Below are 13,544 nucleotides of genomic sequence, written 5' to 3' on the forward strand. Positions count from 1 at the left end.
CATCTCCCCTTTTCTTCATTGAGGATGTTGTTGACTTTGTGTCCAATTGAGCTACACTTTCTAAAAACAGGAGGACAATCATGCCTGCCAACGATTATGTTCGCGCCCGCATTGACCCTGCCATCAAGCATGAGGCCGCCGCCGTACTGGCAACCATGGGGCTGACGGTATCCGATCTCTGCCGCATGGCGCTGGCCAGAGTGGCTCATGAAAAGCGTCTGCCTTTCAGCGACGATATTCCCAATGCACTGACCCGTGAAACTATAGAGAAGGCGGAACGGGGAGAGGAAATATTTCACGCCAAGGATGCGGAAGATCTTTTCAGACAGTTGGGGATATAAGTGCGTAACTCCACTTTTACCGCTCAGTTTCGCCGTGATCTGAGAAAGGTGGAACATCGCGGCTACGATATGCAAAAGCTGAAAACGATAATCATGCTTTTGCTTAATGAGGAACCACTGCCTAAGCATTGTCGTGACCATGCCCTCAAAGGAGAGTGGAAACCATACCGGGAGTTGCATATAGAACCGGATTGGCTTCTTGTGTATAAAGTAAGCGAGAATGAGTGCGTTTTTTATCGTACCGGCACCCATGCCGATCTTTTTTCGCTGTAACAGGCGCATGGCGGTCTCCTATTGCTGTGCGCCGACCATGCGGGCATAAAGGTCGTCCATGTCCCTGCCGGTGGTTCCTTCCATGCGGGAAAGGAAGTCCAGCGCCGCAATGACGGTCAGGCGGTCCATAAGCTCCATGTTTTTTCGGGCAAGCTCCATCTGAAAAGCCTGCATGACCGCCATTTCCCGCAACAGTCCGGCATCCGTGGCCGTGGCTATCTGGGCAAACCAGTTGGGGTTGCCCACGCGCATCTGTGAGAGCAGTTTGTAAAGCCCGGCTTCCGAAAGTTTTCCGTCCACAATGCCGGGAGGAGTGCCGCTTCCTCCCGCTTCCGACCACTGATTCTGTGCCCATTCGGTCACGTCTTCCGGCAATGTGGGAGCGTGCAGCACGACATGGTGGTTGAGCGCTTCGGTAACGGCGGCCAGACGTTCTTCATGAACCTTCCTTGCCGCTGCGTAGGTCTGCCCCGCCGGAGTTTCTTTCTGTGCGTCCGTGACCATGGGAAGCGGACGGGGATTGGCCAGTGTCTTGATGGATTCATGCGCCTGCGCCACCTGGTCTTCCGTAAGCGTGCTTTGGAGCGGAAAGAGCGCATCCAGACTTTCGGGTTCGGAAGGCTGGTCGTCGGCCAGAATACGGTGCAGAAATTCCACCGGCTTTGCGCCGGGTGTGTTGGCATAGGCGAACTGTTTTTCCCTCATGGTCGCATGAATTTCCTGCCCTGCCTGTGCGCCGAGCTGTATTCCCGCGCCCAGCGAGGTTGCGCCGCAAAGCCCTGAAGGCTGGGCCGCAGTGCCGTACAGATCTTCGGTTTTCATGGCTTCGCCTGCGACGGCCTGCCCCTTGATGGCGGCGACATTGCTTTCCTTGAGCGCGACCAGCGCCCGGACGACCGTTGCCGTTTCGCTTTTGATGGTACCGATGATATTCTGTGCGGCCAGCAGAATTTCCGAACGGATGGCCTGGGCTTCCGCAGCGGTATAGGCGTTGACGGCCTGAATCGTTTCAGATTTGGCCGCTGAAATCATGGCGTTGATGGAACCGCAGCCGCAGCCAGCGGCCCAGACCTGGACCGGAAACAGAACAAGCGCCAGGGTAAAAAAGAGCTTTTTCATTGTTCCTCCGCCAGTTCATTGGCAATTTCCAAAATGACGTTGACGACTTCATCGTCGGAATCGCTCCTGTCCTCCACCTGCCGTCTGCGTCGTTCCACTTCGGCCTTGGCCGAACCTCCGGGAAAACGTCGAGCCAGTCTGCGCAAGGCCTCGGATGGTCCCAGCCTTTGATAAAGGTGATTGCGGATAGTCACGTCTTCCGTGGTGGTGCTGAAGGCCCAGAGAGACTGGCCGCCTATGGTCAGGCTGAGGACAAGCTGCGACATGCCCGAACCTGTGCGGAACAGGGCTACGAGATTGGAGCCTGACTTGCCGGGCTTTCCCAGACGGGAAAGGGCATGACGGCAGGCCCCGTTCAGACCGAAGCGGAGACTTAGATTCTCAATGCTCTTTTCCGTGCCGGACCCCAGAATGACGACCGTGGTGGCCAGTTCGTCTGTGATGATTTTGGGAATATCGTCGATGGATTGCGTATAGAGACCGATGGAAAGGTTCCATTTGCGGCTTTCACGGGCCATGGTGGTCATATCCGCCTGCAACTGGCCGGAAACCGAGGTGTTTTTGGTGACGCGATGCGCTTCGTCGTAGCAAAGCCTTTTAGGGTCCTCCCGAATCGCCTCGATTCGCCCGGCATGATAGTCCCGGTAGGCTTCGGGCATGAGCTGCACATCCGCAGGCATCAGGAAGAAGCGTGAACCGAGGACGTGCCGGGCCAGCATATACATGACGGCGGACTGACGATCCGCCGTGGAACCGCCGCGCGGAGCCACTTCATCAAGGTCAAGGCTGACGATCTGAGCGTCGCCGAGGTCGAATTGCGTGGGTTCCTTCAGGATGACATAGGCGTCGATGGCATCCAGAAGGGAACGCCAGACATTGAGGATGAGATTTTCGTCATAGGTGTTCTGGATGCCTTTGTTCTGCCTGATTTGCGAGCCGACATCCGCCAGCAGAGGCACGGCGTAGCGCTGGGCCTGCAACGCCTCATGGACATAGCCCCGTTCAAAAAGGGCATCGACCACTTCCCACCAGGACGTGGAAGCGTCCCGACGTATGCCTTCTTCCGTGATGAGGGCGTGCAGCTTCGGAAGCACGTTCGGCTGGTAAAGCCGGGGGTGATGGTTGTCGGAGAGTTCCTCATAGGCGAGATCAACCGCTCTGCCTATGAGTCCGGGAACACCGTCGGCCGGAGCCGTGACATCCAGAGGGGTGGCCAGCAAAGACAGCAGATTGACCAGAAATGCCTTGTGAGACGGCAGAGGTTTTCTGTTGCCGAGCGGCGTATCAAAGGGATTAATGGCATAGTCCGGCGTCATTCTGAGCCTGTGATAGGCCGCGAGATGTTTGCGGCCTTCAGGCAGATTTTCCTTCAGCAACGTTATCAGCCCGGAGCTGGACGGACCGACATCCACGATGGATAGCCACGGCAGCCGGGACAGCCCGCTCTGAGTGACGAATGCAAAGTTGAAGGCATTGAGAAAAACGGACTTGCCGCCGCCCATCGGGGCAACGCCGAGGTCTATCCAGGCGGCCTGTTCCGAAGAGTTGGCCGCATACGGCATGATTTTACCGTCCTGGGTTCGGAACAGCAGGCTTCCTTCCCGCCACGGCGACGCCGGACGCAGCGGCAACATGCCAAGAGCGTCCTGCAAGGGCGCGGCGGTGACGGGAGCCGGACTTGCGGGCATCATGGCGGGAAGCGTCGCGGTAAAACCGAGAAGCGGGTCGCCTGTGGCTTCGGAAATATCCGCCGTTCCCCATCCCTGAACGGTTTTGGAAAGTTCCGCGACGCGCCGTCGGAGCAGCAGATGGGCTTCCTGCTCGGAATCCGTTACGCTGGCCCAGGTGCAGAAGCAGATGCGGAACCGGATGCAGCATATACCTTCAAGGTCCAGCTCTTTCAGGGCATCGACGGCCTTATTGAACTTTTTGTTGTCCGAAGAGCTGAAGGCCAGGATGGCCGCGAGCAGGGGCCGGAGACCCATGTTCAGGCCTCCGTCTTCCAGCAGAAAGGAAATGCGGTACGGCAGTCGTTCATCACGCTTGGCAAGTACCCTGAAAAGTTCTTGAAACGGTTTCGGCGTCTGGGGCATGAGCGTCATGATGAGCGGCCCGAATATTCTGTCGCCGATGCGTATGGCGTTACGGGAAATCAGTTCTCCCTCACGGGGCCAGAGCTGTGTCTTGAAATCCGGGTACAGCATGTTATGCAGCCTGTCCGCCCTGCTTGTGTCGGGGTCAGGCAGACGCAACGGCAAGGGATCGCCGGGTATGAGAGGCCGCCAGTCCCGACCGGTCATTTCCGGGGAAATGCACAAGCGGATGTCACGCAGAGCCTCATGGGCCGAAAGGGGATGCACCAGCAGGTCAACCTGACGGAAAGCGTCCATCACGCCGGTCAGAAAACCGTTATGGGCGTCATGCAGCGCAGCTACGGCGCGGGATACCTGCTGACAGCCCGGAATCGTCGGCACCTTGGACATGGCGGCATGGCGTTCCTTCAGGGCTGTTTTCCGCAGGGAATCCGGCAGAACGGCGGGCCTTGTCCAAAGAACGAGCCAGCAGGTTTCCAGAGCGCAGTAGCGTTGCAGCGTGGCTCCCCAGTCATCCAGCAGCGGGCCGATATGAAGGCCCAGATTCTGTGCCGTCAGCCGGGAAGGACGCAGAAGTTCGGTAATTCGGGAAGCGCTGCTTTCCGGGTCGTACTCAAAAACGACCTGAAGCAGGTGCCCCGGCTTGGAAAAGGAAGACTGGAATTTTTCCGTCAGACCGGAAACAATGCTCCCGTATTCTTCTACGCCCACATGCTTCAGGGAACCCTCAAGACGCAGAAGACTCACGAGACTTCCGTCGTCCGCCACCAGAACGTCGTCATCAACCGTTTCCAGTCGGCAGTAACCGTACACCGGTCCGGCGAAGACTTCAGAGATGGCGCGTATGCCGCAGTCTATGCCATTGACAAGTTTATCCAGCATCAGGATTCCCTCTTCAGAACGACCTGTTGAATCACCACCCCGCGCGGGGTGGTGGCCGTGGAGGCACGGCAGACAAGAACAGTGGCGATAAGACGCTGGGTGCTTTCCACCCCCTGGCTTGATTCGTAGGAAACGATCAGGGGAAACTCGATGCGCCATGTGGCCTTCCCGCTGACCAGCCCGGAGGCGATGATGACCGGGGCACCGGTGGCAACGGATGAGGCGGAAAGCCGTTTTTCCTGAATCATGTTCAGAATCCCGGAACTTTCCAGAGAGGAAAGGAAGGATTTGAACGTGTCGTCGTCGAAATTCGGTCTGACGGCTTCGAGTTTTTCGCGCCACTCCAGAAAGTTGAGCGACATGGCCCCGGTAATGGTGTCCGACACCCACGTCAGCAGCCCGCTCTGGGTAAGCAGCGGCTGGTCGAGAGGAACCAGAGGCGCGAGGCGCAAATCAGGCGTGGCGGCGAAATATCGGGGTTTCGGCTGATTCAGCAGAAGCAGCGCAATGACGGCCAGGCTGACCATCAGCGCCAGGCTCAGTCCCAGCGCCAGTTTCATGGCGCGATGAAACTGGGTTCTGTACCAGCCGAGACCTCCGATAACGGCAGACGCGTCCGGGGCCGGAGACGAGGCATGAGGTTCCATGCTCAGAGCCTGCCCCGGAGCTTCCGGCAGGGAAGATGTTTCCTTTTTTTTGAACATGCTCATGCCTCGTCTCCTTTGAGGTTACAGGCCGAGATCACTCATGCCGGAGGTCTGATCGGCTCCGAAAAGCGTGGCCGAGCCGGAACCGAGGGTTTCTCCCAGACCGAGCAGCACGGCTCCGACCAGAATCTTGATAAGGCCGCCGGGATAGGTCGATTCGCCCTGGCGCTTTGTGGCCTTGTACATGTCAATGGATTTTGAAATGCAATCCATTGATATATTGTGAAGAAAAATATTTTTATAAAAAAATACCCCGGCAATTACCCCAAAAGGAATGGGATATTACCGGGCGTTGCTGGATTGCTTTGGACACGACTCGGGCTGGGGGAGAGCGTAGGCAAGGGGAAAGGCCACAAATATTGCGCCATCAATGAAACAGACAATCAGCCGTTTCGCATGGTTACACTCTGGTTTATGTGTCGGCGCGGCGCAAACGGAAAAGGAGATGCCTAAATAGTGTCGTCAAATTAGGATGAGAAAAAGATCGAATACGGCATAAGGATTGAGTTTGACACGGACATGATCCATGTGACAGAAGTAGGCATGGAGGGCGGCTTCAACGGCCGGTTCGGTGCCGGAGCGCGTTTCAGCGGCGATTACGCTAATACGGGTGATTAAGGGATAGAGAAAGAAGATGACACAAAATGAAATACAGGACAGGAAATCAAGGGTTGAAAGGACAGGTATAAAATGCCTAAGTTTCTTTTCTGGGGCGCTTGGACTGGATCTTGGCCTAGAAAAAGCTGGGATTCATCCGCTTCTTGCCTGTGAGGTTGATCGACGTTGCCGCGAGACGATAACCGCCAACAGGCCGGAAATCGGGCTGATAGGTGACATACGGGATTACACGGCTTCCGAAATAATGGAAATGGCTGGCTTGCGAGCTGGAGATGAGGTTGATCTGATTGCCGGTGGCCCGCCCTGCCAGGCGTTCAGCACGGCAGGCAAAAGGCGTGGATTTGAGGACGAACGCGGAAATGTGTTCCTGCGCTACATAGATATAATTGAGGAAATACGCCCAAAATTCGCCGTCATTGAGAACGTTCGTGGCATTCTTTCCGCCCCGCTTGAGCATATTCCTTGGAAGGATCGCGGCGACAGGAAACTGGGCAAACGCAACATGAAAGGCGGTGCACTTGCCTATATCCTTGAAAGGCTGGGAAAGGCAGGGTACGGCGTCACCTTCAACCTTTACAACTCGGCCAATTTCGGTTCGCCGGAGATACGCGAGCGGGTCATTTTCATCTGCTCAAGAGACGGACGCAAAGCGCCTTGGCTCGTGCCCACTCATTCCGAGCACGGTGAGCACGGGCTGCCGCGCTGGAAAACCCTCCGCGACGCCATAGGCGATCTGAAGGAAGAAGAGCAGACGTATGCGAGCTTCCCCGAAAAGCGGCTCCGCTGGTACAGAATGCTGAAAGAGGGGCAGAATTGGCGCAACCTCCCCGAGAACCTTCAAAAGGAGGCGCTCGGCAAGTCCTACGAGGCTGGCGGTGGAAAGACCGGTTTTCTGCGCAGACTTGCATGGGAAAAGCCTTCGCCGACACTTGTCACTTTTCCAGCCATGCCCGCGACCGACCTTGCTCATCCAGAAAAGGACAGGCCGCTCAGCATACAGGAATACAAGCGCATACAGGAATTCCCCGATGAATGGATTCTCTGCGGATCGCTATCCGACCAGTACAGGCAGATTGGAAACGCCGTCCCCATTAGCCTTGGCCGGGCTGTTGGGAGCTTGATCATGTCCCTGCTCAATAACCTTCCCATACAGGAATACGAGGGATTTAAATATTCGCGCTATCTCAACACGACCGACAGACAACTTGTACAAAAGCGTTCGGTTGCTGTCCAGCTTACTTTTTCAGGTGAGGCAATATGAACTATTATCTCCTTATAGTAAATGACTGCTGGGATGACAGAGGAAATAAAATATCAGCGAAAAATGTCGCCCAGCACAGGCTTTCACGAGGATTGTGGAACATATATTCAAACACACCCCACAAGAAGCTCATAAAGGCGGGCGACTCGGTTATAATCTATCTGGCTGGCACTTCCGAAGGCGGAAGAGCCTTTCTCGCAACGGCGAAAGTACAGGGCATTACAAGCGATCCCAAATCCCTTTCAGGGCTGTACGGCGAGCCGCCTATCTCCGCACTTATGCTGGAAGATATAGCCGTGTTTCCTGAAAGTCCGAAAATAGCCGATATCAAGGATGAGCTTGAGTTCGTCCCGAAAAACAACCCAAAATGGGGCTGTGTTATGCAGAGGGGGGCAAAAATCATAAGCAAAAAGGATTACGAACGCATCGTCACTGCCGGAAATTTTGCTGTATCCAGCTGACAATGTAATTCCTAAACCCTTCCTCCGACAGCCTTGTCCGTAGTGCTGCGTCCGGAAAGGACTCCCAGTTCGTCCTGCCGTTGTTCGCGTACACCCTGAACCATTTCCTTATATCGGTTCCAAGGCGTACTCTCGAGGATGACGAATTTTCCGAGTTGCTCCGGTTCTTTACCTGCAAAAGCTCCCACTTGCCCTGTCCCGTCGGCTTTATGAAGTCAACCGCCCTAATTATGGCTCCGCTGCACCACGCCCAGCCAATCTGCTCGGCTTGCCACGCTATATAGGATTCAAGTATCCACCCAATAAAATTCTCCGCACCCATCGCCTCCATGTGATAGCGGATGGCCTCGTCAAGTCTGTCCGGAGGCACGGAATAGGCCGCTTCAAGCACATCCCTTATTCGCTCGTCCGGTATAGTTCTTGGTATAACCGGCCCGTTGCTCTGCCTTCCGTTGAAAAAGCTCTGAGCGTGTTTCATAAGAAATTCCGCAGTTATGCGTTCCGGAATCCGGGATGACTGCATACCGGGATTCTGGAAAAGAAACTCCGCCACCACCCCGTAAGCCTGCGCGATGGACGGATAGGCGGGGTACAGCTGGTTCATTATGTCACGTCCCACATCGAAAGCACTTGTATTGTTTTGCATGTATCGACCTCTTTCCTACGAAGACTACATAAAAGTTGCATCATGGTCCATGGCACGGAAGGATCCATTTCTGTTTGGTTAGGAAATTAAATTCAACCTGCTGAAGTCATATGGATTTCCCGGTTTTTGTCGTGGTGGATTCAGAAGTTTCTAGGGAAATCGAACCGAGCAGGCTAACTTGGATGAGTTGACAAAGCTGCTGGATGGAGAGTCGGATACGGCTCAGAAATTTTTGGTAAGCGAGGAGCAAATAGACCGTCAGGGCCGTGTAGATTTGAATCAGCACGGCATTTTCCGTGTTCCCGGCAAAAGACCTGATTCGCGGGTTTTGCTTGATTTCCCTGAAGAATATCTCAATTTGCCTGCGATCTTTGTAAATCTCGGCGATAGTCCTGGGCGCAAGACGGAAGTGATTGGTCAGAAATTCGTAACGTCTGCCGCTTTCCGGATTTCGATAGCCTATCCTGCGTAGGCTGATCCCTTCCCCCTTGTGGCTGACCACGATGACATGCCCAGGCGTTATGCCATCCCTGCGACTGACCGGACGCCGCACCAATAGCCTGTGAACAGCGTCTCGTTTCAGTCGGGTCACAAAGAAAACGCCTTGCACCCCAAGGATGCGGAAACGGAATAGTTGATACACCCCTTGTCAAAAATCGCGATGGAGCTTTTGGGGAGTTCCACTTTCAGCCCCAATGGTAAAAGCGACTCCCGACGCTGGACAGCAATGAACTGCCCCAAACAAAGCAACAGATTCCGGGAAACTCAACGCAGCCTGAACGTAGGGCGTGGAATGTCCTGCTTTTTTCGTTCAGGCTGCTCCGCCTCGGCAACAAACTTTTGAATATCTTCCTCCGTAGGCCGCACATTTGCAATATCAATATCTCCCGCCGTGCCGAAGGCATACCAGACTACCCTGCGCCCGTAGTCTATCCTTTCATCGCGGTTCTGCCCGTGGGGGCGGGCGGGGGTGTGTCTGTACAGCTCGTTGGCTACCTCCTGCACTGTGTATCCGGCACAGCGCATGTACAGGGCAATGGCCGCATCCAGCCGTGATTCATCCATCTTTTCGGGAAAATGTTTTTTTACCATGTTACGATAGGCGGTATACGGGGAAGCCAGTGTACCAATCTTGGGAAACTCGCGTTGCCTGACCTCTATGCCGGGAGCTATCCGTTTGCGGAAACGCCAGAGATTGCCAAGGTGCGGACTGCGCTTGCCCAGCCAGTGCTTGAAGCGAGGGAGCCGTTTCGTCTGTTCCGACTGAACCTGTTTCTCCCGCAACGCCGCGTACTCCTCCCGCTCCTGTTCTTTCAGGAAATGCCGGGCAATGTTCAGCACGGAAAACCCGTGCCGAGCAAGATGGACTGTAGCCGCCTCACGACGTTCCCGCTGCCGCTGTTCCAGTTCGTGCCGCTCTTCCTCCCGTTTCTTTCTGGCGTAATGATTCTCTTCGGCCAGATTTTGCCGTTCCTTCTGATACTCCAGCCACTCCTCCCGGCATACATGGCTGACCGCTTCCGGGGCGGGCTTATGGAATGTCCGCTCAGAATAGAAGCCGGGTTTGAACTCTCCAAGCCGTTTGCAGAGTTTGGACATGCCGAAATTCCTGTCCACGCTGGACGCTTTGATTGCCGTGTCTCCCACGAAAATCACAGCGCCGGAACCTTTGCGGACGAAACGCAGACCGACCGCATCCAGTCCGGCATGAAGCTCTTCCCAACATGAGGCGCTCTGGATGACGGTATGGCCGCGTTCCTGCGCGATACGCTGCGCGGATTTTTCGCCCGTGGCGCTTTCAAAGTCCTCTGCCTTGGGCCTGGGTTTTACCCGTTCCCGCCGCTGGAGATTCTTGACCACATGCCCCTGTTCATTGACACGATAGCGGGCATTCTCCTGCGGTGCCCATCCCTGCCTGTGTTCGATTTCCGCCACTATCTTATGTGCCTCGTTGATGTCGAATCCCCTGTGCGGCTGAATGACTTTCTGTGTGTAGGGATGCGTCCGGTTCACGACAATATGAAGATGGTAGTTACCCGTATTCTTGTGCAGGGCATAGAGCGTCTGGTGCTCGGCAAGCCCCATTCCCCGGAGAAAGAGATTGACCGCTTCATCCACCTGTTCACGGGAAGGCTGCTCGTTTTCCTGCCACGACAGAATCCAGTGCGTGACCGGCATCCTGCTCTGGATAGATTCCTCTGCAAGGGAAACCATCTCCCTTTTCTGGGCGGCAACAGTCGTTGTCAGAAAGTTTTTGCTTCCGGCATAGGCGAGCTTGTCCTTGCCCCCGTCATCGTGTTCGGCAAGGATATAGTCCACCAGACCGCCAATCATGACGGCCTTGGACTTTTTGAAGCTGGTACGCTTGAGCTTCTTGATAATCATCGTCTTTCGCTCAGGGCTTCGATGGCGTGCCGGATTTCCCGCAATGCAGCGTCCAGTTCCGAAAGGGTGGCCGGATTTGCAGTCCGCTTTACCATCTCGAAATGATGCTTGAGCAATCCCCCAAGCCGCCGCAGTTCCCGGATGGTCTGGTCGTCCGTTCTGGCGATAATGGGCCTGCCGCCGAAGAAAAGCCGCCGCATGTACTCGGAAACAGAGATTCCGGCGGTGACGGCCTGCCGGGTTATTCTTTCATCTTCTTCGGTGGTAAGTCTGAGTGTCCGCCGTTTCTGAAATCTGGTTGTCGCCTTCCGTTTTTCCATCTGCCTTTCCTGCCTTTTTAAGAGCGTGAGAAGCGTAGCGCCGAACGCTCTGAGGGTGTCCAGAGGCGAAGCCTTTGGCAGGATGTTAGCTGGCGTCAGACAGCTACCATCCTGTAAGGAAGAACCCCGGCGGTCTTGGGGACTGCCTTTTGTTGCTTCGGGGGAAGCATTGCCCGCGCTGTGCTTCCGCTTTTGGTGAAAGTATAGATGAAAAATTGCCTTGAAGGCCAGAGAAAAAAGTAAAAATACTGTATTGTTTTTCTTTGAACAATATATTCAGATAGAAATATAAATTTGAAAATTGGATAGAGTAAAAATATTCTTGTCCTTATTTGTAGAATAGCGTCCGTATTTATCCAGCTTTGTACACATTTATCCGACAATAAAAGTTGTCAATAAAGTTTCCACTATAGTATAGGGAAAGGAAAAGTAAATTTTGACAAGGAAGGTGATGCGTATGGCAACAGCACGACGATATACGATGGAGCAGATAGAGGCCGCCCGGAAAAAACTCCGAAGTCTCCCGGTGAAAGAGGCCGGGAAGACGCGCGGGGAAGTCGCGGAATTTCTGGTCAACGACATCAGAAAGGCCATGCGGCAGGGCTACACGCTGCGAGACATACGGGACTTGCTTGCGGAAAGCGGGGTATCTGTTCCGCTTACCAAACTGCAAGCTCTGTTTGACAAGGCTTCCGCCGTGGAGCCGATAAAGAACTCGGATGCTGCCGAAAAAGACACGCCTCCGCCCCATGAAGGCAACAGCAGCAGGGAATGGGGAAGCGCGGACGGGATATGACACAAAAAGAAGCGGCGCGGCCAAGGTTCATGCCCTGGTCGCGCCGCCTTTTGGGAATGGGTCGGATGGCTTATTCATCTTATTTCCGTGCCTCGGCTTTTTCCTCCTGAACAGATTGCAGGGAAAGCTGTTTGATGAGAGCGGCGATGTCGGAAGATCGCCATACCGAAGTGCGCGGCCCCAGCTTTATCGGTTTGGGAAAACGGCCTTCCTTGCAGCCTTGCCACCATGCGCTTTTGCTTATGGGGATCAGCTCAAGAACCTGCGGCAGACGCAGAAAGGAATCCTCCGTCAGTTTTTTCATAGGGTGTCTCCTCATGTTTTATTCAAGGTCAACCTCCTGACGGGCTTTGGCTCTCAGACCGTCGAGATAGTTGGCCCAATCTTGAAGCATACGGCGGCGTTCCGGCAGGTATTCAGCCCGGTTGTAAATTCCGCGTATCTGCTCCGTAGGGGCGTGGGCAAGCTGGCGTTCAATCCAGTCACGGTTATAGCCGAGTTCGTTGAGAAGGGTGGATGCCATAGCGCGAAAACCGTGCGGGCACATTTCATCCTCTTCAAAACCCATGCGGCGTATGGCCCTTTGCAGGGCGCTTCTTCCAAAAGGAATGGTTTCGGACCGGTAGCTTGGAAAGACATACTGATTGCCGCCGGAATACGCCCGCAGTTTTTCCAGAACGGTCAGTGTCTGCCTGCTGAGGGGAACAAGATGGTCGCGCCGCATTTTCATGCGCTCCGCCGGGATACGCCAGATGTTGTCCTCAAAATCGAATTCTTGCCATTCGGCGCAACGGATTTCGGTTGTCCGGCAAAAGGTAAAGGCCATAATCTGCAAGGCGCTCCTGACGACCAGCGACCCCTGATAGTTGTAGATGGCGTGCATCAGCCGTCCCACCTTCTCCGGTGTCGTCAGGGCGGGCCGGTGTTTTTTTACATGAGGCATGAGAGCGCCGCGCAAATCCGCCGCCGGGTCACGTTCCGCACGGCCGGTGGCAATGGCATAGCGCATGATGCAGGAACAGTGATTTTTGAGCGCGTGCGCTGTGCCTATGATGCCTCGCGCCTCGACTTTCCGCAGCAAGGCCAGAAGTTCAGGGGCGGTTATGGTATTTACAGGTTTGGAGCCGATGAACGGGAAAAGGTTTCGTTTCAGCCGCCGGTAGGTCGTGTCCGCATAGCTCGGCGACCATTTGGTCTTTTGGCGTTCAATCCATTCCATCGCCACCAGCTCAAAGGTGTTCTGTGCAAGCTGCTTGTTCAGTTTCCGTTGAGCGGACGGGTCGATACCGTTCTCAATGGCTTTTCTGGCATCGGCGGCTTTTTCCCTTGCCTCTTTCAGGGATGTTGCGGGATAGGTGCCGAGGGAAATCAGCTTTTCCTTGCCCTGAAAATGGTATTTTAGCCTCCAGCTTTTTGTGCCGCCCGGCGTGATGAGCAGGTACAGCCCTTTGGCGTCAAAGAGTTTCTGTTGCTTTTCAGCCGGTTTGGCGGCGCGGATTGCGGTATCGGTCAACGACATGGGGTAGTCCTCCTTTTCAGGTTTGTTTACCCCCGGATATACCCCAAAAAATGGGGTATGTCCATGTGCCTTCTCAAATTTGGTTGGACGATAACATGGTATTTTATCAAATAATAACAATAT

General features: G+C 54.8%; 15 protein-coding genes. 5 read left to right on the forward strand and 10 right to left on the reverse strand.

All coding sequences use genetic code 11. The features are described from left to right. The first annotated feature begins 80 nt into the window (after positions 1-80). The gene (locus tag CZ345_RS10420) at positions 81-341 is read left to right on the forward strand and encodes a type II toxin-antitoxin system RelB/DinJ family antitoxin (protein ID WP_077073093.1); all 261 of its coding nucleotides are present in this window, start codon (positions 81-83) and stop codon (positions 339-341) included. Then, positions 342-614, forward strand: a complete 273-nt coding sequence (locus CZ345_RS10425) for a type II toxin-antitoxin system YafQ family toxin (protein ID WP_072337211.1) — start codon at positions 342-344, stop codon at positions 612-614. 18 nt (positions 615-632) lie between these two features. Here CZ345_RS10425 and CZ345_RS10430 read toward each other — a convergent pair whose 3' ends face one another. Genes CZ345_RS10430 through CZ345_RS16665 form a run of 4 tightly spaced genes read right to left on the reverse strand, consistent with a single transcriptional unit; the run spans position 633 to position 5,628 of the window. After that, positions 633-1,733 (reverse strand): hypothetical protein, encoded by a 1,101-nt coding sequence (locus CZ345_RS10430; RefSeq protein ID WP_077073094.1) that lies wholly within the window; start codon positions 1,731-1,733, stop codon positions 633-635. After that, positions 1,730-4,708, reverse strand: coding sequence for a hypothetical protein (locus CZ345_RS10435; RefSeq protein WP_077073095.1), 2,979 nt, complete (start codon positions 4,706-4,708; stop codon positions 1,730-1,732). The genes CZ345_RS10430 and CZ345_RS10435 overlap by 4 nt, the downstream gene beginning before the upstream one ends. Then, positions 4,708-5,418: a DotI/IcmL/TraM family protein gene (locus tag CZ345_RS10440; protein ID WP_077073096.1), complete on the reverse strand. Its 711-nt coding sequence runs from the start codon at positions 5,416-5,418 to the stop codon at positions 4,708-4,710. The genes CZ345_RS10435 and CZ345_RS10440 overlap by 1 nt, the downstream gene beginning before the upstream one ends. Before the next feature lie 18 nt (positions 5,419-5,436). After that, on the reverse strand, positions 5,437-5,628 hold the full coding sequence (locus tag CZ345_RS16665; protein WP_144277328.1) for a hypothetical protein: 192 nt from the start codon (positions 5,626-5,628) through the stop codon (positions 5,437-5,439). A gap of 421 nt (positions 5,629-6,049) precedes the next feature. Between CZ345_RS16665 and CZ345_RS10445 the strand changes: the two genes are divergently transcribed. Further along, on the forward strand, positions 6,050-7,294 hold the full coding sequence (locus CZ345_RS10445; protein ID WP_077073097.1) for a DNA cytosine methyltransferase: 1,245 nt from the start codon (positions 6,050-6,052) through the stop codon (positions 7,292-7,294). Continuing rightward, entirely contained in the window at positions 7,291-7,755 is a 465-nt protein-coding gene (locus CZ345_RS10450) for an EVE domain-containing protein (protein ID WP_077073098.1), read from the forward strand. Before CZ345_RS10445 ends, CZ345_RS10450 begins: the two co-directional genes overlap by 4 nt. On the opposite strand, the gene CZ345_RS10455 is transcribed toward CZ345_RS10450, so the two are convergent. The 4 genes from CZ345_RS10455 to CZ345_RS10470 all read right to left on the reverse strand — a co-directional run bounded on the left by CZ345_RS10455 (position 7,724) and on the right by CZ345_RS10470 (position 11,106). Beyond that, on the reverse strand, positions 7,724-8,359 hold the full coding sequence (locus tag CZ345_RS10455; RefSeq protein ID WP_162274964.1) for a SinI family restriction endonuclease: 636 nt from the start codon (positions 8,357-8,359) through the stop codon (positions 7,724-7,726). The genes CZ345_RS10450 and CZ345_RS10455 overlap by 32 nt on opposite strands. Before the next feature lie 148 nt (positions 8,360-8,507). Then, on the reverse strand, positions 8,508-9,044 hold the full coding sequence (locus CZ345_RS17730; protein ID WP_083717358.1) for a transposase: 537 nt from the start codon (positions 9,042-9,044) through the stop codon (positions 8,508-8,510). 122 nt (positions 9,045-9,166) lie between these two features. Further along, entirely contained in the window at positions 9,167-10,786 is a 1,620-nt protein-coding gene (locus CZ345_RS10465; protein WP_077073101.1) for a relaxase/mobilization nuclease domain-containing protein, read from the reverse strand. Then, on the reverse strand, positions 10,783-11,106 hold the full coding sequence (locus CZ345_RS10470; RefSeq protein WP_077073102.1) for a plasmid mobilization protein: 324 nt from the start codon (positions 11,104-11,106) through the stop codon (positions 10,783-10,785). Before CZ345_RS10470 ends, CZ345_RS10465 begins: the two co-directional genes overlap by 4 nt. A gap of 457 nt (positions 11,107-11,563) precedes the next feature. Between CZ345_RS10470 and CZ345_RS10475 the strand changes: the two genes are divergently transcribed. Continuing rightward, entirely contained in the window at positions 11,564-11,902 is a 339-nt protein-coding gene (locus CZ345_RS10475; protein ID WP_144277329.1) for a hypothetical protein, read from the forward strand. A 79-nt stretch (positions 11,903-11,981) separates the two neighbouring features. Here the strand turns inward: CZ345_RS10475 and CZ345_RS10480 are convergent, their stop codons facing one another. Together CZ345_RS10480 and CZ345_RS10485 are read right to left on the reverse strand one after the other, a co-directional pair. Continuing rightward, positions 11,982-12,206, reverse strand: a complete 225-nt coding sequence (locus CZ345_RS10480) for a helix-turn-helix transcriptional regulator (RefSeq protein ID WP_144277330.1) — start codon at positions 12,204-12,206, stop codon at positions 11,982-11,984. An 18-nt stretch (positions 12,207-12,224) separates the two neighbouring features. After that, positions 12,225-13,421: a tyrosine-type recombinase/integrase gene (locus tag CZ345_RS10485; RefSeq protein ID WP_077073105.1), complete on the reverse strand. Its 1,197-nt coding sequence runs from the start codon at positions 13,419-13,421 to the stop codon at positions 12,225-12,227. Positions 13,422-13,544: the final 123 nt, after the last annotated feature.

This window comes from Mailhella massiliensis (assembly GCF_900155525.1).
Taxonomy (GTDB): Bacteria; Desulfobacterota; Desulfovibrionia; order Desulfovibrionales; family Desulfovibrionaceae; genus Mailhella; species Mailhella massiliensis.